This window comes from Mucilaginibacter flavus (assembly GCF_030409315.1).
Lineage (GTDB): Bacteria > Bacteroidota > Bacteroidia > Sphingobacteriales > Sphingobacteriaceae > Mucilaginibacter > Mucilaginibacter flavus.
On sequence record NZ_JAUFPS010000042.1, the window covers coordinates 67,122 to 88,560 of the forward strand.

Annotated in this window: 22 protein-coding genes; 12 read left to right on the forward strand and 10 right to left on the reverse strand. The window is 42.8% G+C overall.

All coding sequences use genetic code 11. The features are described from left to right. Positions 1 to 23 precede the first annotated feature (23 nt). Entirely contained in the window at positions 24 to 650 is a 627-nt protein-coding gene (locus QWZ17_RS21565; protein WP_290307387.1) for a response regulator, read from the reverse strand. Positions 651 to 702: 52 nt separating this feature from the next. Further along, the gene (locus QWZ17_RS21570; protein WP_290307388.1) at positions 703 to 3,753 is read right to left on the reverse strand and encodes a ligand-binding sensor domain-containing protein; all 3,051 of its coding nucleotides are present in this window, start codon (positions 3,751 to 3,753) and stop codon (positions 703 to 705) included. 317 nt (positions 3,754 to 4,070) lie between these two features. Here QWZ17_RS21570 and QWZ17_RS21575 point away from each other — a divergent pair, with 317 nt between their 5' ends. Continuing rightward, entirely contained in the window at positions 4,071 to 4,547 is a 477-nt protein-coding gene (locus tag QWZ17_RS21575; protein WP_290307389.1) for a hypothetical protein, read from the forward strand. A 3-nt stretch (positions 4,548 to 4,550) separates the two neighbouring features. Here QWZ17_RS21575 and QWZ17_RS21580 read toward each other — a convergent pair whose 3' ends face one another. Next, positions 4,551 to 4,961, reverse strand: coding sequence for a DUF1801 domain-containing protein (locus QWZ17_RS21580; protein WP_290307390.1), 411 nt, complete (start codon positions 4,959 to 4,961; stop codon positions 4,551 to 4,553). 286 nt (positions 4,962 to 5,247) lie between these two features. Here QWZ17_RS21580 and QWZ17_RS21585 point away from each other — a divergent pair, with 286 nt between their 5' ends. The 7 genes from QWZ17_RS21585 (at position 5,248) to QWZ17_RS21615 (ending at position 10,666) form a co-directional block, all read left to right on the forward strand. Next, positions 5,248 to 5,823, forward strand: coding sequence for a TerD family protein (locus QWZ17_RS21585; protein ID WP_290307391.1), 576 nt, complete (start codon positions 5,248 to 5,250; stop codon positions 5,821 to 5,823). An 8-nt stretch (positions 5,824 to 5,831) separates the two neighbouring features. Then, positions 5,832 to 6,503, forward strand: a complete 672-nt coding sequence (locus QWZ17_RS21590; RefSeq protein ID WP_290307392.1) for a TerD family protein — start codon at positions 5,832 to 5,834, stop codon at positions 6,501 to 6,503. Between the two features lie 216 nt (positions 6,504 to 6,719). After that, complete coding sequence (locus QWZ17_RS21595) at positions 6,720 to 7,409, forward strand: HAD family hydrolase (RefSeq protein ID WP_290307393.1); 690 nt, start codon at positions 6,720 to 6,722, stop codon at positions 7,407 to 7,409. Then, positions 7,409 to 8,254 carry a phosphoribosyltransferase family protein gene (locus tag QWZ17_RS21600; protein WP_290307394.1) on the forward strand — a complete coding sequence of 282 codons (846 nt, stop codon included), beginning with the start codon at positions 7,409 to 7,411 and terminating at the stop codon, positions 8,252 to 8,254. Before QWZ17_RS21595 ends, QWZ17_RS21600 begins: the two co-directional genes overlap by 1 nt. Continuing rightward, a complete protein-coding gene (locus QWZ17_RS21605; protein ID WP_290307395.1) occupies positions 8,244 to 8,798 on the forward strand; it encodes a TerD family protein in 555 nt (184 codons plus the stop codon). The genes QWZ17_RS21600 and QWZ17_RS21605 overlap by 11 nt, the downstream gene beginning before the upstream one ends. Positions 8,799 to 8,802: 4 nt before the next feature. Next, a complete protein-coding gene (locus QWZ17_RS21610; protein ID WP_290307396.1) occupies positions 8,803 to 9,417 on the forward strand; it encodes a TerD family protein in 615 nt (204 codons plus the stop codon). A 103-nt stretch (positions 9,418 to 9,520) separates the two neighbouring features. Further along, entirely contained in the window at positions 9,521 to 10,666 is a 1,146-nt protein-coding gene (locus QWZ17_RS21615; protein WP_290307397.1) for a toxic anion resistance protein, read from the forward strand. Between the two features lie 76 nt (positions 10,667 to 10,742). Here the strand turns inward: QWZ17_RS21615 and QWZ17_RS21620 are convergent, their stop codons facing one another. After that, entirely contained in the window at positions 10,743 to 11,540 is a 798-nt protein-coding gene (locus tag QWZ17_RS21620) for an NIPSNAP family protein (protein WP_290307398.1), read from the reverse strand. Between the two features lie 173 nt (positions 11,541 to 11,713). Here QWZ17_RS21620 and QWZ17_RS21625 point away from each other — a divergent pair, with 173 nt between their 5' ends. Further along, the gene (locus QWZ17_RS21625) at positions 11,714 to 12,076 is read left to right on the forward strand and encodes a VOC family protein (protein WP_290307399.1); all 363 of its coding nucleotides are present in this window, start codon (positions 11,714 to 11,716) and stop codon (positions 12,074 to 12,076) included. Between the two features lie 30 nt (positions 12,077 to 12,106). Here the strand turns inward: QWZ17_RS21625 and QWZ17_RS21630 are convergent, their stop codons facing one another. The 5 genes from QWZ17_RS21630 to trhO all read right to left on the reverse strand — a co-directional run bounded on the left by QWZ17_RS21630 (position 12,107) and on the right by trhO (position 18,644). Then, positions 12,107 to 13,168 (reverse strand): DNA polymerase beta superfamily protein, encoded by a 1,062-nt coding sequence (locus QWZ17_RS21630; RefSeq protein ID WP_290307400.1) that lies wholly within the window; start codon positions 13,166 to 13,168, stop codon positions 12,107 to 12,109. Next, positions 13,165 to 13,920, reverse strand: coding sequence for a nucleotidyltransferase domain-containing protein (locus QWZ17_RS21635; protein ID WP_290307401.1), 756 nt, complete (start codon positions 13,918 to 13,920; stop codon positions 13,165 to 13,167). Before QWZ17_RS21635 ends, QWZ17_RS21630 begins: the two co-directional genes overlap by 4 nt. A gap of 1,269 nt (positions 13,921 to 15,189) precedes the next feature. Then, a complete protein-coding gene (locus QWZ17_RS21640; protein ID WP_290307402.1) occupies positions 15,190 to 16,776 on the reverse strand; it encodes a TROVE domain-containing protein in 1,587 nt (528 codons plus the stop codon). Between the two features lie 284 nt (positions 16,777 to 17,060). After that, positions 17,061 to 17,639, reverse strand: coding sequence for a hypothetical protein (locus tag QWZ17_RS21645; protein ID WP_290307403.1), 579 nt, complete (start codon positions 17,637 to 17,639; stop codon positions 17,061 to 17,063). Positions 17,640 to 17,687: 48 nt separating this feature from the next. Further along, complete coding sequence (gene trhO / locus QWZ17_RS21650; RefSeq protein WP_290307404.1) at positions 17,688 to 18,644, reverse strand: oxygen-dependent tRNA uridine(34) hydroxylase TrhO; 957 nt, start codon at positions 18,642 to 18,644, stop codon at positions 17,688 to 17,690. 161 nt (positions 18,645 to 18,805) lie between these two features. On the opposite strand from trhO, the gene dtd reads away from it, so the two are divergent. The 3 genes from dtd to QWZ17_RS21665 all read left to right on the forward strand — a co-directional run bounded on the left by dtd (position 18,806) and on the right by QWZ17_RS21665 (position 20,609). Beyond that, positions 18,806 to 19,264, forward strand: coding sequence for a D-aminoacyl-tRNA deacylase (gene dtd, locus QWZ17_RS21655; protein ID WP_290307405.1), 459 nt, complete (start codon positions 18,806 to 18,808; stop codon positions 19,262 to 19,264). Positions 19,265 to 19,283: 19 nt separating this feature from the next. Next, positions 19,284 to 19,610 (forward strand): nucleotide pyrophosphohydrolase, encoded by a 327-nt coding sequence (locus tag QWZ17_RS21660; RefSeq protein WP_090638190.1) that lies wholly within the window; start codon positions 19,284 to 19,286, stop codon positions 19,608 to 19,610. A gap of 120 nt (positions 19,611 to 19,730) precedes the next feature. Then, positions 19,731 to 20,609 carry a DUF4349 domain-containing protein gene (locus QWZ17_RS21665; protein WP_290307406.1) on the forward strand — a complete coding sequence of 293 codons (879 nt, stop codon included), beginning with the start codon at positions 19,731 to 19,733 and terminating at the stop codon, positions 20,607 to 20,609. A 98-nt stretch (positions 20,610 to 20,707) separates the two neighbouring features. Here QWZ17_RS21665 and QWZ17_RS21670 read toward each other — a convergent pair whose 3' ends face one another. Further along, positions 20,708 to 21,424 (reverse strand): 2-phosphosulfolactate phosphatase, encoded by a 717-nt coding sequence (locus tag QWZ17_RS21670; protein ID WP_290307407.1) that lies wholly within the window; start codon positions 21,422 to 21,424, stop codon positions 20,708 to 20,710. Between the last annotated feature and the right edge of the window lie 15 nt (positions 21,425 to 21,439).

The window sequence follows — 21,439 nt, forward strand, 5'->3', positions numbered from 1 at the left end:
GATTTACCGAAAAAACAGAAAACTTAAATTATTTTTTCGTTAAGTGCTTTCGCGATAGCTTCCTTACCGCAGTTAACGTGCAATTTGTGATAGATATTTTTAAGGTGCGAGCGTGCGGTATCAAAGGCAATGTGAAGCTGAGCGGCAATCATTTTTATGCTGTTTCCCTTAATTAACAATTGAAGTACCTCTATCTCGCGGGCCGACAGATTGTATCTGTTACCCGGCTTTTGCTGAAATGAATTTAAGACCCGCCGGGCTATAAGTGGCGACATGGGGGCACCTCCATCCAATACCTCAGCAATGGCGTCAAATAACTTAACCGGCGGCGTTTTTTTAAGCAAATAACCATCGGCACCGGCGCAAATGCATTGAAATAAGCGCTCGTCGTCTTCAAAAACAGTGTACATGATTACGGCCGTTTGGGGCCTTGTATCTTTAACCATGGCAACGCCCTGAATGCCCGAATTGCCCGGCATATCAATATCCATTAACACAATATCGGGCTGCATTTGCCTAATGATAGCAACAGCGTCATTACAGTTGTTGTAATCTCCTTTAACATCGTAACCGTCACAGGCACCTAACAGATACGATAGTGACTCCCTGAGCCGGTCGTTATCCTCAAATAATACAATAGTTACAGGCATAAATACTAAGGTACTTTTTAATACTTTATCTGCCAATCGCTCATTTGAGTGATTAACGGAAAATTTTCATAACAACCAACACCGTGGCTCCCGCTCCTTTTTGCGAAGTAACCATTAAATTCCCCCTGTGTTTTTTTACCCTGGTATGCATATTTTTTAGCCCGTTGCGGGTAGTTGGTTCTCGGGGATCAAAGCCAACTCCGTTATCGCCGATTGTCATTTTAAAAAAATCACGATCGGTTGTCAAGGCTATTGTTACCGCTGTGGCTTTCGCGTGTTTATATATGTTATTTAAGGCTTCTTTGAAAATAAGGTAAATATCCCGGCGTTGCTCCAGGTTTAATTTTTTATGCAACAGCCTTTCATCAAAATCAACATGATACTCAATTTCAGAACTCTCTAATAAATCGGCCGCGTACCTGCGCATGCGTGCCGCCACCTGCTCAAAGTTGTCATTATTGGTATTAATACTCCAAACTATATCGTCTAATGATTGGCTCGATGATGCCACTTCCTCGGCAATGCGGGTCAAAAACCGGTCGGCGTTTTCTGGCCGACCAAGGTTGGCATGGCTTAGCTGGGTTAGTATGTAAATGTTACTCAGCGTAGAGCCAATATCGTCATGCAAATCAGAGGCAATACTGCTCCGAATGTTTTGCAATGCCATTATTTGCCGGATGCGGTAATTGTAAAATACATAAATGATAAGCGAAGCAACGGTAACATCAAGCAGGATGAACCACCACGTTTTCCAGAAAGGGTTTGCTACCGAAAACAAAAGTACTTCCCTGTTTTTGCTCCAGGTGCCGTCAGATAACTGAGCTTTTACCTCAAAGGCATACCGCCCCGGCAAAAGACTTGAAAAACTTACCTGTCTTGCCCCTTGGGTAGAAGTCCAGTTTTTTTGATGACTATTTAAACGATAAAAGTATTTGGTTTCGCCGCCATCTACCAGGTTTACAGCGCTAAAGGCTATATTAATATTGTTATTACTGTAATGGAGTTCGATATTTTGATGGTTTGATAAATCTATGCCCGATGAAACTATCGAAGTTATAAATAAAGAGGGGGCCTCACGACGGCGCAACCACTCCCGCGGCGCAACCTTGTAGAAATTATGCGGCGTAATAAAGTATATCTTATGGTTGGTGGCATCATATTTTATACAGGCAACCGCATCTTCTGAGTTTTGATAATAGCCATTAAAATTAACTACGTCTTTATTTGCAAGCCCCATACAACTTAACCCGTTTTTGGTGCCTATCCATAAATGTTTGGCGCTATCTGCCTCTATGCTGTAAATGGTATTTGACGACAATCCCTGTGGCACACCATATTTTTTAAACAACCGGCATGCTATATTGAACTGAAAAAGCCCTCCCGATGTACCCAGCCACAGGCTGCCCCTATGATCGGCATAAATGGTATTAATTACCCCACTATCAAATTCGCTGTTAAACTGCGGCGGTAGCAACGTAAATTTATCCCGGTTTCGGTTCCAGCATACCAGGCCCCGTCCCTCAACGCCGCCCATCCATAAATTACCCAATTCATCTTCGGCTATGGTTACAGGGTATCGCAACGGAAAACGGTTGGGGGTTTCTAATGAGTACAACTTTATCTGTTTGTTATTTAAATTAAAAGCAGCAACTCCTTTACCCACACCAAGTCCAAGCCATAAAATACCCTCTCTATCCAAAAATTGCGTTGTAACCGGCAGTGCATTTATCCATTGCCAGGTTTGGGATAGCAATAAAGGTGTAGCATGTTTGGCCCCGGCATGCCACTCAAATAAACCGCGCTGTGTACCAATCCAATATCTGTCACTGCCTGTTGCCCTTATATTCCAGGTATCGTTCAGTTCACTTTTAGGTTTCCAGGTAAGGTTTTTCCAGTTTATTTCATTGGCTTGCGTGTAAAATAAGCCCCCACCTGTTGAGGAGAGAAAGATGTTATTGTTGTCCATAAAAATATTCGACAATTCGATATTCAGTCCTGTTGTTACCCCTATTTGCGGCAAGGCAGATACTGCTACGCTGCTTAAGGCCATGGTAAACTTATATAAGCCGTTTGTTGTGCCTATCCATATATTATTCTCCCTATCACAAAAAACGCTGGTAACGTGCTTGCCTGGCAGGGTAATATGCCATTGCGGTTTACCGTTTGCTTTTACGGCCCCAAGCATATTTGTATACAACAAACCGCCGTCAAGTAAGGAGCAACCAAAGAACTGGTTTTTAATTACACTAACCTGGCTGTTAAAAGAAATCTGGCTGTTGCCTTTAATTTTATCAAGCCGTGTGGCCGTTACGTGGTTTAGGTCAACATCTAAAAAAAACAAACTGTCAACACCTCGCTTAATAAAAAAGGCGTCCCCTTCGGTATTAAAAGTAAAATCCCTTAATTGCAGCGGATCAAAAATGCGTTTATACGGAGAAATAGAGTTTTGCAACGGAATTATCTTTTTATTTTCAGATAAATACCAACGATAAGGCGATTTACCCATGCTTTGCTGCGTTTCAAAAACAACATTACCGCCGGGCAGTGATCTTAGGCTTTCAACATATAGAAAAAGATTTTGACTCACCCCTTTTTTCCGGTAATCACTTCTTCGTTGTAAAATATTAAGGGCTGTATCCAATTCATACAAGCAAGTTTGAGAGCCGGCCCACAGGTGCCCGTCTTTACTTACGGCAATTGCCGTAAAGTTGTTTTCAAAACCAAACATTGCGGCCTCGGCTTTAATGATCAGATTTTTGAAAGTGTTTGTGCGGGTATTAAACAAACACAAGCCGGTTGTAGAAGCCACCAACAATCTGTGAGCGCTTAACGGAATCAGTTTATTAATATAATTGCCCGGCAAAGAGGGTTGTTGCTTTGAATGATAGTAATTTACAAACACTACACCATCATACCTGCTAAGCCCGTCACTGGTGCCAATCCATAAAAAGCCATCGCTATCCTGGCAAATAGCGGTAATGGAGGCATCTGGTAAGCCATCCTTTACTGAGAGGTAAGCTGGTTTCTGATCGTTAAGATTTTGGGCCGATGCATAAGAACATATAACCCAAAAGAAAAAAAATATGGGAAGCTGTTTATACATGGCATTGAATAATGCTTAAAGATAAGATTTAGCTGTTGCTTTAAAAGCCTAATAATCTACATTTTACCACCACACAAATACATAGCACCTTAGGGCCCCCATGCGGAATATCCTTTTGAGGCAGTCGCGGGCTGAAATAAACGAAATGCTTGCAAGCCGCCGGCTTGGCAACATTATTTTATACTGATTAAGAAGGAATTGACCAATAATAAAAATGTTATATTTATCATTATTCGCTGGTTGAATGCACAGACCCAAAACCGGGGAGTTGTTTATAGCACCGCAGTAAAGTTTTACAACCAATTAAAACTACAACCATGCCTAAAGAAGAAGTATCAGACCTGCTTAGGTTTTTATATGAGTTTAAACCCGAGGTACGCGAAAAAGTAATTTGGTTGCGCGAGTTTGTTTGGGACATGTACCCGCAGGCCAACGAGCTTATTTATGATAATTATAACGCGCTGGCTGTGGGCTGGTCGGTAACAGAAAAGCTGGGGCAAACTTTTTGCTCCATAGCGGTATATCGCAGCAGCCAGGGAATCCATTTTGGTTTTTACTGGGGATCTGAACTGGCCGACCCACAAAAACTTCTATTAGGCAACGGCAACCAATATCGCTACCTGTTTTTCGAGAATCAAAATGATTTCCCTATTGCATACGTAACCGGGCTAATTGAGCAGGCCTGGCATAATGCCGTTCAAAAAGTTAAAAGCCCTAAAGATATTGTGCATGGCAAAACAATTCTTAAAATGACTTCGCCGGTAAAAAGAGAAAAGAAAGTGAAAACAAAGTAATCCCTATTTCTCCACCAAAGCCAGCCAATCTAATATCACTTTTCTTATCCCCGCTTCTTTAATTTTCAAATCATCCATATCTTTTATATAAACCAAGCGACGACCATCGGCATAATCACCAGTTAACAGCCCGGTTGTATCAGCCACTTTTGCACCGCTGGGGAATACCAGCAAAATGCGTTTATGCAGGTTCATTACAATAATGTAACGTTTATACTCCTTTGGCTCAAAAGATTTCATTTCTCCTGTGTATAAAAAGCTGGGCGCGTTCCATTTTATCTCTTCTCCAATTTCGGCATGCGTGGATAATACAGTTTGCCGTATAGCTTCTACAATTTCACGGGTAGGGTTATCCAGTTTTTGAATGTATTCGGTTACTTGTTCGGTATTTGATTTTGGGGCGGGCTTTATCATGATACTAACTGGCTTATAAGGTTATGTAAAGTTGACAATTATCATTGATAATGGAGCAAGGACGGAAGGATTAAGGAGCAAAGACAAGAAACATATGAGTACATATTCTCTTTTGTCTCTCCTTTAGAAGGGATTTAGAAAGGCAACGCCTTCATTTTTATTTCACCTTCCGTATTAAAAAAACATATACCTTAGTTTCGCATTTTAAACCTATGGCAAGCAAAATACCCGTGCGTTTTCGTAACATTTAGGCCGCTTGCTTGTCAATATATAAATACATTTTACAATGGCTATTAATCTTCAAAAAGGACAAAAAATAGATATCGGGTTATCCAGGATGACAGTTGGTTTAGGCTGGAACCCCAATGAAGGCACAGGTTATGATTTCGACCTGGATGTATCGGCTATCATGATTGATGCCAACCGCTTTGTACCCCAGGATGAATTTTTCGTGTTTTATAATAATGTCGACTCGCCCGATTCATCGGTACATCATACCGGCGATGATCCATCGGGCGGTAACAGCGACGGTGGCGACGATGAATCCATCAACGTAGATTTAACTAAGGTTGACGCCAAGATCCAGGAAATTTTATTTGTTGTTACTATTCACGAGGCACAGCCTCGCAGGCAAAACTTTGGCCAGGTGCGCGATTCATACATCCGCATAGTTGATGAACTTACCGGATCGGAAGTTTGTAAATATGAGTTGGGCGAAGATTTTTCTATAGAAACAGCCATTGAATTTGGCAGGCTATATCGCCGTAGCGGGGCCTGGAAATTTGAGGCATCGGGTGTAGGTTACAAGGAAGACCTGGCCTTCTTTTTAAGCAAGTATTTTAAAGGACAGATCATTAAATAAGCAAGGCTATGGCAATCAATCTGGTAAAAGGTCAAACTATTGATCTGCGTAAAAATGACAAAGGCGAAAGCTTCGATCTTTCTTCGGTAACTATTGGCCTGGGCTGGGACGTGCGCCAATCGCACGGCAGCGGCTTTTTGGGTAAACTATTTGGCGGCGGTGCCGAAGAAAAAGAATATGACCTTGATGCGATAGCTTTCCTGTTAGATAAAAATGGTCGCGTGGCCGATAGGGGGCGTACCGCTATTAAACCCAATGGTAACAAAGTAAGCCTGTTTGAAGGCGATGTTGTTTACTTTAATTCCCTAAGACACCCATCGAACCATATCTGGCTCACCGGCGATAACCGCACAGGTGCCGGCGATGGCGATGATGAGCAGATCATCGTAAAACTGGATTCGCTCGACCCTAAGTTTGATCGCATCCTGTTTATCGTGGCTATATACCAGGGGCAGCGCAATAACCAACACTTTGGCATGGTCGAAAATGCTTTTATCCGCGCCGTTGATAACCACGGTAAGGAAATAGCCAAGTTCAGCCTATCCGGCGATTCGACCTATAACGGCATGTGCTCCATGAAATTTGCTGAGGTGTACCGCAAAGATGGCACCTGGAAATTCCGCGCCCTTGGCGAACCTTTTGCCACCGATAATTTTTTAGAACTGCTTAAACAATATTAGGAGGAAGAATCAAGAGTCAAGAATTAAGACAGCTGCAGGGGAAAAGAATCAGGAGTCAAGAATCAAGAGCCAAGACAGCTACAGTTATTTGAAAGATTTCGGAGAACTTGATTTCTTGATTTACACCTCAAACAAGAGCTTGAGGCAAAGTTACCTCAAAATGCAGCTGTCTTGATTCTTGACTCTTAATTCTTGACTCCCTCTCGAACCTGCAAGATGCCTTACCACCACTATTCCTTCGATTTATGGCTTACGCTGATTAAATCGAACCCTTATTTTAAAATTGAGCGTACCAAAATATTTCACCGGGATTTTAATCCTGGTGGTAGAAGTATTGATGAGGTAGCCAAGGCCTTTAGGCAGGTTGATTTGATGTGCAATGCTGTCAATGAAAACACGGGTAAAAACATTGATGCTGATGAAATGTACCTGATGGTGATTAGCCTCATCAATGATAACCAGCTTTCACTTACCGATATTGATACTGTTAAGCTTTACCAGGATATGGAAAAGCTGCTTTTCTACTACCTGCCGCTGGTGTACTCGCCTGTAACAATTTCTACGCTACAGCATCTAAAACGAAAAGAAGGTGTTACCTTTAATTTATTGAGTAATACCGGCTTTATAAAAGGTGCAACGTTACGCAAGGTGCTGGTTGAATTAAAACTGCACGAGTACTTTGATTTTCAGCTATACTCAGATGAGGTGGGGATGTCAAAACCAAACCCGGCTTTGTTTGCTTTAATGCTGCAACAAATAAAACAGATCAATAATAATATAAACTTAAACAGCATCATTCACGTGGGCGATAATCCACGGGCTGATGTGGAAGGAGCTAAGGCTGCAGGCATAAAAAGTTTGCTCATCAACTCAAACAACCAATCGATTTTAAGCTTATTAAGCTAATGAACGCTACCTTTTCATTACATCACATTGATAACGCCAGCAATTTTGGGTTTTGCCCGGATAGCTACAGTCGGTTTAAGTTTGGAGACGAGGCCGTGGCCCGTGATTTTGGCGCTGCCCTTGCCAATGGTTTTATTGAGCAGGTGTTGGCAAAGCAACCCATCGCGCAGCAAATAGTGGTAATTTCAAGTCCGTACTCATTTATTCCTACGGCTACCTTTGCCATGAAAACCTGGTTTGTGTACCGACTTAACCGCTGGTTGGCCCAACATGGCCATCCCGTGGTACAGGAAACCAAGGTACACCGCACCATTACCTATAAAGAGGATTATGGCGAATTAAACGCCGAGCAGCGCATGAGTCTCATTGGCAACGACTCTTTCCATATCGATAAAGATTTTCTGACCGGTAAAACCTTGATCTTTTTGGATGATATTAAGATCACCGGCAGTCACGAGCGCATGATCATGAAAATGGTGGGCGAATATGGCCTGCATAATGATATTTATATGCTTTACTTTGCCGAACTGGTAAACAAAAACATTCACCCCAATATTGAAAATTTTTTGAACTACCACCAGGTAAAAACCATATTTGACCTGGAGCCTATTATACAAAGTGGCAACTTTGCTATCAACACCCGCATTGTAAAATACATATTGAATTATAATGCCGAGTGCTTTAGTATTTTTATACAAAATCAATCGATGGATTTTGTAAACTTGCTATATGATATGGCTTTGGGCAACGACTATCATACTATTGATGCCTATACTCAAAACCTTACCTTTATTGCCGACAACCTATTTATAAACAATAAAACTTTAATTAAACATGGCAATTAATTTGCAAAAAGGCCAGCGCGAAAGCATCCACGCCCCTAAATTTACCGTAGGGCTGGGCTGGGATACCAATAGCTCATCAACAGGCAGCGCCTTTGATTTAGACGCCTCTGTTTTTATTTTGGGCGATAATAAAAGACTACCTGCCGACGAATATTTTGTTTTTTACAACAACCTGAAATCGCCGGATGGCGCGGTTGAACATACCGGTGATAACCTTACCGGCGACGGTGATGGCGATGACGAACAGGTAAAAGTAGACCTATCTAAAATAGACTCGAAAGTTTCTGAAATATGCATCGTGGTAACCATCCATGAGGCCGAAGCCCGCCGTCAGAATTTTGGACAGGTGCGTAATTCCTTTATCCGCATTTTTGATACCGAAACAGGTGCCGACATTTTGAAATACGAGCTTGAGGAAGATTTTTCGATAGAAACCGCTGTAGAGTTTGGCCGTATCTACAAAAAAGATAACAACTGGAAGTTTGAAGCTGTAGGCGCAGGCATGAAAGGCGGCTTGCAGGATTACTTAAACAAATACCAATAAAATTATGGCAATTAATCTTCAAAAGGGGCAGCGCATCAGCCTCGAAAAAAGTAATGGCAGCAAATTACAAAGTGTTTGTGTAGGCATCAACTGGGGCGCTATTGAAAAGAAAGGGCTGTTTGGCTTTGGCACCATCAAAGAGGCGGTTGACCTTGACGCCAGCTGTGCTTTGTTTGACGAAAACAAACGCCTGATAGATGTAATTTACTTTGGCAACCTGCGTGCAAAAGATGGTTCGGTACGCCACAGCGGCGACGATCTTACCGGCGATATGGATGGCAATGACGGATTGGATAACGAAGTGATCACGGTTGATCTTTCATCCATCAGTCCATCGGTAAATTATGTAGCATTTATGCTTAATAGTTTCCGCGGGCAGGATTTTGGATCGATCCCTTTTGCTTCTATCCGAATTTACGAAGGCACGCCAATACGCGTTAACGAGGTTTTTGCAACTTATGATATTGCGCACAGCAAAGAGTTTGCAGGCCATGTGTCAATGGTATTGGGCGTGTTTTACAAAAAGAACGGCGAGTGGAAGTTTAACGCCATTGGCGAACCAACCCGCGACCGCAAACTGGAAGAAACCGTACGTACTGTAGGACAAAACTATTTATAGAGAGTGGTGAATAGTTAGTGGTGAGTTGAAAAAGTTCATTCGCCACTGCCAACTTACCATTCACTACTGACCATTCACCATTCACCACAAAAAACTTAAAAAAATGGAAGGTTCACCTAATAACATAGACCCGATAAACATAACCCCGGTTAGCTTAAATGTTACTCCGGCACCCGGCACTACAACACCGGTAAAATTACTGGATAAGGAAGGCAATGTTGATTTAACCAATATTACCCCTACCGAAGTACAGAAATACGGCGAGGTAGCCAAGGCACTCGATCCTAAGGATGTTAACTCTATCCTTAACTATGGCACCGATGTACAGGCCTCGATGGAAAAGTATAGCAATAACTTTTTAACATCGGTACGCACCTACAATTCGGGCGAGGTTGGCTCCCTGATTAATGATTTGCTTACCGAACTTAATTATATCGATGTAGATGAGTTGAATCAAAACGCGTTCACCTCCTTCATATCGCATATTCCTTTTGTTAAAAAGTTGGTATTTGATGCTAAAAAGCTTTTCCAGAAGTACGATACTGTAATTAACAACATTGATAAGATCACCAATAAGATTAAAGCCGGCAGGGTTAATTCATTGAAGGATAATAGCTCATTGCAAACCATGTTTGATAGCAATGTGACGTACATCCATCAGATGGAAGAATTGATCATCTCCGGCCAGTTAAAGTACAATGAGCTTAGCGAGCAGTTAGCGCAGATGGACGCCAACCCATCGGCCTACAACGACTATGAAATTGCCGACCTGCGCGATTTTGTGAACCGCCTGGATAAACGCCTGGCCGATTTAAAAGTGGTTAGGTTTATTATGCTGCAATCATTGGCGCAGATCCGCGTGGTGCAGAGCAATAATACCACCATTGCCGAGAAAGCCCAGTCGATAGTATCAACCACCATCCCGGTTTGGAAAAATCAGCTTACCATAGCCGTGGCCTTAAATCGCCAGAAGGAAAACGTGGAGATGCAGAAAAAGATATCAGATACCACCAACACCATATTGCAAAAGAATGCCGAGCTGCTTAAACAAAACAGCATCGACGTGGCCCGCGAAAATGAGAAAACCGTGGTATCATTAGATACTTTAAAACGCACCACCGCGTCATTAATTGAAACCCTTACCGAGGTTAAACGCATTCATGATGAGGGCACTGCTAACCGCAAAACCCTCAACACGGAATTGCAAAACCTGGAAGTGGAGCTAAAGAAAAACGTGACCAACGCGTAAGCACAAGTTGTATAAAACAAAAAGGTTTGTTATCCCTCATGCGTGGAGATAACAAACCTTTTTATGTTTAGGCATCTTATATCTGCGAGTATGCGGTAGGCACCAGCAAGGTTGAGGTAATTTTGCTCACCAGCAAGGCATCCGCGTATTCGGGTACGCTGCTTATCTTTTTCCATTGCGGGTCTGCAACAAATGCTTTCCAGTGGGCGTCCTTTGCGGCGAGGTCATCAAAAGTGATCATATAGGTAAGATTGGGCCGGAGCGGACCAATCACCGTTTCGCCCCAAAATACGGGTTTAAAGCCCAGGCGTTTAAAAATGTCTATTTCGCCCTCGTCGTTAAACATCTCAATCTTCTTTTTACCTGCGGCTTCGCTGGCGCTCTGGTATTGCCTTAACTCAAAAATACGACTTCCTTTTTCGGGCGCTACCAGGTGCGGCATGTTTTTAAAGGCTTTCATTAATGAACTCTCAATACGCTCATAAGCAGGGGCGCTGGCAGGGGCATTCAAATAAGCCGACCCAAGTTCCTGGTATTTTTTGTCGCCGTCAAGCAGTGCTTGCAGTTGGTCAACCTTATCAAGGGTGTTGTATTGGGTAAGCACAAATATTTTGGTTTGCCCTTCGGGTTTAAGCTCGGTAAATACACCAACATGGTTAATGCCATGGCCTTTAACGGTGGGGATGTAGGCCTTTTGCAGGTAATCCTCTACCAGTTTTTGCTGGGTTTCATCTTTTAGCGTATAAACCCGCAATTCGTAAAAATCATTAACGGCCGCCCCGGTGTTTACGGTTATGGCTTTGCTTACAGTTGGTAACGCGGAGGCTACCGCGCCGCCGATAATGGTTTTTTTAACAAATGAGCGTCTTTTCATGGCGTATTAATATTGGGTTATAAATATACGGGCAATTAATATAGATGAGTGATTGTATGCCAAATTATCTGTAAGCGATATCAAATGGTTCTTACTTTATCAAAATCAGTTTGTTAAGTTTGTTAAAGCATTCCATTATAGGATCAACCTTCTATCAAACTAAATTAACGGTCATGAATTTCAGCAAATTAGTCCCCAGCATTTTTTATACGGATATTCAATTGGGCATTAAGCTTTTTGTAGAATGCCTGGAATTTAGCATCGCGCATAACGAACTAAATTCGGCTTGCCCGTTCTGCGTTGTTGATAAAGATGGATTGAGCATCATGCTATTTGAAAATAAAGAATACGCCGAAAAAGAACATCCCGAATACCGACTGGTAACCGCCAATATTGAAGAGGTTTACGAAAAAGTGGCAGCAAAATTCCCAGAACTACTGCATCCAAATCTCAGCAAAATAGAACTTCGCCCATGGGGAGCCAAAGAGTTTGCCTTGATGGATGGGCAAATTGGTATCAGGGTGCAGCAGTGGTAGGCTGTTATTGAGAGGAAGATGAGATACATTTTATCTCTCATAAAACTCTTCTCTTATCCTAATCAACAATTGTTTGGCCATCTCTTCGTCTGGCTTATCTGGCAATGCCGATTTTGCGTATAACTCTTTTATCCTATCCATTTTATTTTCAACCATTTGCATTAGCTCATCAAACTCAAATGCGCCGTTGCGAATGCTTAATAAAAAGTCTCTATCGTGCCGGTGAACCATAACCTTTTGATGGAACGCTATCTCTTCTGCCATATTGAGCAACCGAAAGGTATGCATCATGTTTTTAGCATCGTAGTTTTTACCCTGCGATAAAGTGCTTTGAAAACGAGCCTCATTGCGCTTTTCTTCCCACTCTTTATACTCCCGGTACTCTCGGCAATAAACCGAGTATGCATCTTTATTAAAATGCATAACAGCCAAACTTTCCATCCCTTTAGGCACCTGGCTTACCTGCACATCATCCGCATCACGGCCAGAAACTATTCCCCGGAAAAGAGTACCCTCATCCTGGTAATAAAGCAGATACGCATCTCTAAAATGATCCAGCTTTACCAATCCGCAGTTTTGTTGCAACAAGCCCTTGGTTTTAAGCCAATCGTTTAACGGCACAGCACCGCTACTGCCGGCCACATAGCAAAAATCGGGTACAGTTTTACGTTGATGAGCTAACGGCCTGTTAATTTTTTTATTAAGTCCTTTTGCCTTTTTTATTTGTGTTTGCGCGTAACCGGCAAAGGTATCCAGGCAAAGTTTGGATAAAAAGTCCTCCGGCTTTATTAAATCCATCAGCGGGTGCCGGTATAAAACAAACGCCGTGGGCGTGCTTAACAGCTCCAGGATGTTTGGATTGTTTTTGGTAAGCAGCTCAAGAAACCGTTTGATCTCAAAATACACCTCGTCGTTACTTTCATTGGCTACCTGATCTGTAAAAGCAAATCCATACAGTTCCCGTTGGGGCAATATAAAAATGCCTTTTTTATCAATGTCAGAACCCGGCACATTAAGGTTATAGGCCGTACTGCCGCTGATGCAATCCAGCAACATATATTGCTTTTGCTGTAATAGTTGCGGATAGGTCATGATGGTATATATTTTCTGAATAATACATTTAGTTCGTCCGGCAAATGCCGGTGACTTTCAAGGCCTGCGGTTTTACTTTTGCAATAATCCAACGTTTCTTTTAGCCAGTTATTGAGTAATAAAACAGGAGCTATCATTGCTTTTTCGTCTGAAAGCTTTTTCTGCTCCATCAGCTCATCTATGTCGTTTTGGATGTTCCCGTCAGTTATCAATACCCTTAGTTTTTCAAACTCCATAGGTGGTACCGATTGTTTTTCAACTATCCACAAACAAGCCAGGGCCGGGCGTAAAGCATAAAAATAACGCTTCAGTTTTACTTCCTCAGCTTGCAAATCCTGCGTAAGCGTGTTGTGCGCCATTGATAAATAGTGGTGCGCACCCGCTCTGAGCGAAAAGTACCGGGGCATCAACGCGCGAAGCTCATCGGCAAAGCCGGGCTGTTCTGCATAAACTATTGGCGATTGCAGCCATTCATACATTGTACTGTTTGATGTAAGGAAAAGCTTTAATGCTTTACGTAAATCCCATCCGCTTATATCTAACACCTCATCTACAGGGAGCCCGGTAACACCTGTTTGATCGGTTATCTGTAAATAGTGGTTTAATGGTTTTACATATATAAAACGCACATCAAAATCACTATCGGGCGAGGCAAAACCCCAGGCCCGGCTACCCGACTCGCAGGCATACAGTATCTTTATATTTTCTGACCGCTCCAGTTCGAGCAGTTTTTGATGGATAGTTTGTATCATAACGTATTTGTTAAAGATAAAAAATTAAAGAGCGACAACCGGCAGGTGTAGCCAGGATTCGAACCTGTATTCATGTATCGCTACATGTTTTTAACCGACGAAGTAACACCAGCCTACGGCATCTTTAGATTTCCCTTTTGGGGAAGGTTTAGGTATTAGTTTTTTAATAAAAGGGCGAAGAGCAATTAGTGAATTTACTGAGCTACTAAGGCAGGAGTCGAACCCGCGACCTTCTGTTTGCGGCAGACGCTCTAACCGATGGATCACCAATTTACGGCACCTTTTAAGGTTTTAAAAAAGAGCGACAGGCGTTTAGCGGATATGTTTCATTTGGAGTTGAAGTAACGCTAAACAACGGCATCTTTTGTTTTTTAAGGGCGATAAGCAATATGCGCTGGTTACTGCTCTACCAATTGAGCTACAATGAATTGCTCCAAAGGCCGGACTCGAACCGACAGCACGAAGTAGCGCATATTTACGGCACCTTTGCCCCAATTCCTAAAGGGGATTTAATTTTTTATTCCCCTTTAGGGGTTAGGGGTTTTCTCCCGAAGGAAAAAAGCTATATGCCAGGGCAACTGGCAATAAGTGACTATGCCTGCTCTAACCATCTGAGCTACTTTATATTTTTGATAAAGGCCGGACTCGAACCGGCGACCTGGGATGTTGGAAATCGAAGTAACACTCGTTTAACGACACCTCGCATACAGCTTCCCTCCCTTGCGGAGAATTTTGTTTTCAACTCGCTTCCCGGACCGGGGGAACTAAAAAGAGTAACAAGCAATTAGTCTTTCTCATCGTGCTCTAACCAATTGAGCTACTTTGAATTGCTTCAAAGGCCGGGCCCGAACCGGCAACCGCGACGCCCCAAGCGAAGTAAGACTTATTTACGACATCTTTTTAGCCCCCGGTTTGCCCGAAAGAGCTTGATCTTTAATTTTTTTTTTTAAAAGGGCTACAAACAACAAGTGCGAGCTTACTCCTGTGTTTTACCAACTAAACTACCCTTTGCAGGGGCTGGAATCGAACCAGCGTTTCAGGCGGGAAATCGAAGTAACACTTATTTACGGCACCTTTTTTATATTTTTATAAGAAGCAACACGCGATAAGAGACCGGGCCCCCGCTGGTGAGGACTCGAACCTCCATCACGGCTTTCGCCACAGTGCCCTCCCCTTAATTGAGCGAAGTAACCCTTATCTAACGGCATTCTTATGCCCCCCAGCCCCCTAAAGGGGAGCCGAAGGTTTTTACATTCCCCCTTTAGGGGGTTAGGGGGCTATACTTTTGATATGGCTTAAAGCCGCCTGTCCGTTTTCAAGTGCTTCTAACACTTCAAAAACCTTATCGCTCCAGCCGGATACCAGGTAAACACCGTTTTGCATTACCTGTAATGGTACATTACCATAACCCTTTAAATCAAACAGGTATAGCTTTGCCTTTGGCGCAACTGTAGCCTTATAACGTATCCATAGCTTATGGATACGTTCGCCCTCAACAGATGGCGCACTGTTGTACAGCTGGCAGTCGGTAAAAAGCATCACCTTATCTTTTTGCACTTTGCGGTCCAGCAGATCTTTGATCACCAGGTAACCATTGGTGGCGTAACCAACTTCGCCTTCGCGCTTGTAAAACTCCTGCACGTTGCTTAATATGTTATGGCGTGGTATCATGATGGTTTTCCAAAAGTTACCAAACATCCCCACCTCCACATTTTTACAACGCGATTGCAGCAACATGGCCAGCATTAAGCCTATATCGTACATCAATATTTTTGATTTTGCCGATACAGGTGTCTGCATAGAACCAGATACATCGCAGGCCAGCAACACGCGGGTATTTTCATCAAAGCCCCTGATGTTTGCAGCGCTTGCCTGTACCGCTTTTTCTAAAGCATCCAGCAATTCGCCGGTGTAGCCCTTGTTGCCAAACAACATCGTGCTTACCTTTTGAGTTAAACCCTTTAAAGGGGCGGCAGTTGTACCAGCGTTTAATAACTCGCGGTAAGCGGCCAGGTAACGGAATGGGAACTGTTTGGCTTTTGCCACCTGTTCGCCATCGGCCAGGGTTGCGCATACCTTTTGAAAATGCGCGTAGCTTACGCCGGCTTCCTGTATGTTACGCAGGTTTCGCAACAGCGCCATATAGCCCAGTTTACCGCTATCTATCAGTTCTTCCCACTTATCGCGAAACGCTAATGCCTTTGCTTCCGCGCTATCAAAATTCAGCTGACCTAATGCCGATAGTTCGGTTTCCCAGGTGTATGGGGTTTGCAAATCTCCATTCACTATTTTGTTGAACAGGGCTTGTTGCAAGTCGTCCTTAGCCTTTGGGTGCACCAGGAACAAGGCGTCACGCATTTTTATAGCGGTATCGCGGTTATACTTGGCAAACTGGTACTCATCAAAGCGGTTAAACGCAGCCTGTAAACCTTTTTGCATTTGCTTTGATAAGCGGTTCAGTTTTTTAGTGCCTGTACGCTGGTTCAGCATTTGGTAACAGGCCAGTAACTCGGTGATCTCATCGGCACGGTTAACTACCCCGGCTGTAACCCGGGCAACCAAATCGTCGCCCGAGTGCAGCTTAGCCAATTCGGTAATCAGTATTAACGGCACCGAACGCATGTACATTTTAGTACGGGCGTAAACCGCCAACTTACCCACAAATTCGGGCTTACATTTATTAATAATGGCACGCAGGCGTTCCATACGGTCGTCATTTTTTTCGTAAAAGGAATCGCTTAAGCTCCAGGTAACTACCAGGGTATACAGTTCCATCTCTGGCGATAACGCGAAGGCTTTTGCGCCCTCATGATTGGCTAACTGGTTTTGTACTTTGCTTAACAGGTTAAATTTCATTGTGACCTCCTTTATTTGTTTTGATGATACAAAGGTTCACACCCACTGCGCAGTGTATTTGCGCAGTGAAAATTATTTTATTTTTTTTTGAAAAAAGATGGGAAATGGGAGGATTTTGTCTGGAATTAAAAAAATAGCTGCGGGAGTGTGCGATTCTTTCCTTGGGGAAGGGGAGGTAGGGGTTTATTGAGTATTCGTTGACATTATAGATGATCGCTTGTAGAAATACCTCCTTGCCTTTGCGCACATTCCCAAGGGAGGGAAATAACGAAGATGGACTTTTACTACCCTTTAAGTTCGGCAGCAATCGCGTTCAGTAAATAATCTACTTGTTTTTTGTATTTGGGGTAAAGCAATTTTACAGCGGGGTAGGTGCTGTAAAAGGCCGTTTTGTAGTTATTGAGTTTAATAGCAGGCTGATTATTCACCACGCCCCATTCCAGCTGATCTAACAACGCTGTGTTTTGCCCTACGGCGGCTAATACATACGCTGGTTGCTTTACAAATATCTGCTCAAAGGAATAAGCCATCTGCTCTTCGGCGGATGCGCTGTGCCTTTTCAGATATAGCACATATTCGTTAACGGCGGCAGGCGTATTGGTTTTAATGCAAAGGGTACCTAAAAGTTCGGTAAGGCAGGCAAGTTGATAATTGGTACCCTTAATTTTTACCTCATAGTCCGGGCAGCCTGCAGATTCTAATTGCCTAACAATTACCAATGCATCAGTAAATTGCCTATCAGACAGGGCGTGTTTTTTTGAAACGGAAACAAGCTTTTTAAACGCCTGTGGATCGCAATTGGCTTGCGCGGAGGCATTCAGCGTTATGATAAAGAAGATAATAGACAAGGTGGCTGATTTCATCTTTAATGCTTACCGCAATATAACGATAAAATCAGCCGTCTGTTTGACCTATGCCAATTGTATTTTTTCTTTTTTGTTGATATTCACCGGCTGGGGCACTTTTACATAGTAACCAGTACCATCATAAACCCTTTTGCGTGGATGTGCCTGGCAGGCATCGCTGCAGCAACCTTCCATTTTGGTACCACACTCATCGCACTGGGTAAAATGCTCATTACACTCGGGATTGGCACAATTGATCATTTTGGGCGTGGTTTTACCACAGTTACGGCAGGTAGAAATAACCACCGGGTTTACACTGTTTACATCAACCGAAAGGCGGTTATCAAACACGTAACATTTACCTTCAAAATCTTCGCCACCGGCTTCTTTGCCATATTTAATAATGCCGCCGTGTAACTGGTATACTTCAGGGAAACCTTCGTGCAGCAACAACGCAGATGCTTTTTCGCATTTGATGCCGCCGGTGCAATAGGTAAGGATCTTTTTATCCTTGTATTTAGCCAGCTCGTTGATCATCGCCGGGAAATCTCTGAAATTTTCAATATCAAGCGTAACCGCGTTTTTGAATTTACCTAATGAGTGTTCGTAGTTTGAGCGTACATCCAGTACCACCACATCGTCGCGGTCTTTCATCGCCATAAACTCTTTTGGTTCCAGGTGTTTGCCGGTTTTCTGTTTTGGATCGATCATTTCCGGATCACGCAGGCCCGAGTAAACAATCTCGGCCTTGTGCCGCACATGCATTTTTACAAATGAAGGCTCGGGCACTTCGTCAACCTTAAAATCAATACCTGCAAAACGCTCATCGGCGTGTATGGTATCCATATAGGTTTTACAGGCTTCTACACTGCCTGACACGGTACCGTTAAGTCCTTCATGGGCCACAATAATACGACCGGTTAAACCTAAGTTTTTACAAAATTTTAAATGATCGGCAGCAAATTGCTCCGCATCGGCTATTGTTGAATAACAATAGTACAGTAGTGTATTATATATTGCCATAATCCATTGATACTGCTGCAAACAGTGTTAAATGAGGCGCAAAGATAGTGTTTTTAGGAGAAAGGTAAAAGGTTAAGGGCGAAAGGCTGCGAGACCGCTTTTAGTGACTTGTGTTATCACTTGTTTTTGCCTTATCTTTCTGCCTTTAAATATTAAACACAATGAGAGCCGTACTCCAACGCGTTACCGAAGCAAGCTGCACAGTTGATGGTGAAATTACCGGGCAAATAGGTTTAGGCTTCCTGGTATTATTGGGTATTGAAGATGCCGATACCGAAGATGACCTTACCTGGCTTGCCAATAAAATTGCCGGCATGCGCGTTTTTGGCGATGAAAACGGCCTGATGAACAAGGCCCTGGCCGATGTGAATGGCGATATTCTATTGATATCGCAGTTCACCTTGTTTGCTCAAACAAAAAAGGGGAATCGGCCATCGTTCATTCGCGCTGCCCGGCCGGATAAGGCTATCCCCATGTATGAGCAAATGATCAAAACATTAGAAACTATTACAGATAAAAAGATCGCTACAGGCATTTTTGGAGCCGATATGAAAATAAGCTTATTGAACGATGGGCCTGTTACTATTATGATGGATACAAAAGATAAAGACGCACACTAAAAAAATTGAGAAACTTTTTATGGAAATTAAAGAAGCGCAGCATCTTGTAGATAAGTGGATAAATACCACGGGTATCAGGTATTTTAATGAGCTTACCAATACCGCTATTTTGATGGAGGAAGTGGGCGAGGTAGCCCGTATTATGGCGAGGCAGTATGGTGAGCAATCATTCAAAAAATCGGATACAGAGGTTAACCTGGCTGATGAAATGGCAGATGTTCTTTTTGTACTCATATGCCTGGCTAACCAAACCGGTATCGACCTCACGGATGCATTGGAAAAGAATATGGAAAAGAAAAGCATCCGTGATGCCGACCGGCATAAGAATAACGAGAAGCTGAAGTGACACTTTAAAGAATTATGTTTTGATAATATAAATAAAACGGAATTTAATTTGTTTTATTTATATTATTATATAATTTAATACGGCAATCTTCGTTTCAATCAAAAACTAAATTGCCTTATTATGAAAATTAGTATCATCTCCTTAGTGTTGTTATCGGCGCTCATGGCCTGCAACCGCGCACCCGACGAAAAGCTCAAAGTGGCTAATGTAGAATTGATGGCCCCGCCAGAAGGCTATAAAAACCGAGTGGCGGAAAAGGCAATGGATAAAACCGATGCCCGGGCCGACAGTAAAGCCCCTGTTAACATACCAGTAGATACCGCGAAGAAGATTGTTAAAGAGGGCGAGATCAGATTTGAGTCAAAGAATCTAAAAGCAACCCGCGATAAGATTTTAGTATCGTTAAAAAGCCTTGGCGGTTATGTTGGTGAAGAAAACGAAACCAACAACGGCGATAATAACCGCCGGGAATACGACCTGAAAATACGGGTACCATCAAAAAACTTCGACCGCTTTTTGGATACTTTATCTTCCAATGCAGATCATATTGATGCCAAAAACATCCGGGTAAAAGATGTTACTACAGAGTTTATCGACATTACCACCCAGCTTAAAAATAAACAACTGCTGGAAAACCGTTACCTGGAGTTGCTAAAACGTGCAACAAAAACAAGCGATTTATTGGAGATAGAAGATAAACTTGAGTCTATCCGTACCGATATAGAAACCACTCAGGGCCAATTGAACTATTTAAACAGCCAGGTGGCGTTTAGCTCCTTAGATATCACATTTTACAACATCCCAACCGCAGAGCGGGCCGATGAACAATTTAACACCAAATTTAAAAACGCCGTTGCCGAAGGTTGGGATATCCTGAAAACTTTATTTTTTGATACCATTATGCTTTGGCCGGTAATATTTATTGGCTTTGTGGGTGTATGGGTGTACAGGAAGAGGAAGCGGAATAGGAGAGTGGAAAATGGCGATGAGCAAAAGTAAGAAAGCGGTAATAGCATGTTCCAGAAACCAGACTTACGAAGTTTTAAAAACTTCGTAAGTCTTTCGGCGCTATAACTCATCAGATGAAAATTCCTTCCTTATACCAGCTTCACCAACCGCTCGCCATCCAAAACCGGGATAGCGGTGGTAACATCAACCTGTAAACAAAACTCAATATCCTTTTCGATACCTAATTTTTTGAGGCGTTCGCCGTGGGATGTTTTTTTGAGGTAGCCGTTTATATCGTGCTTACCTACCTGGAAAAGATCATAGGCGGCAATGGCGGCGTCATCCAGTTCAAAACCACTTGATTTAAGCTGATCTACAACCGCGCCGGCAAAAAGGGTATCCTCCAGGTTAAAGTTGTTTTTCCAACCGGCACATACCAGCAAAATATTTTCATTTTGTGTTTTAAGCCAGTTGCTTAAAGCCGTAAGGTTAAGGAAAGATCCTATCGCGATTTTTTTCGCGGCTCTTGACAAATGCAGCGCGTGGGTACCATTTGTGGTGGTAAGCACCACCGTTTTGCCGGCAACCTTTTCAATCGTGTATGAAAATGGCGAATTGCCAAAATCAAAACCTTCCACTACTTTTCCGTCGCGCTCTGCTGCCAAAAGGTAATCCAGCCCTTTCTCTCTATATGCGGCACACTCCTCAACCTGTGATACCGGGATAATAGCCTCAGCACCGTTTTCAATACCATAACATATAGATGATGTTGCCCTGAAAATATCAATAACCACTACAATGTACTTTTCAACATTAAAGAGCGGCAATAAAGCCGGGGTTAGGCAAACGTGTAAATTATTAGTCATTAGTCAATTGTCATT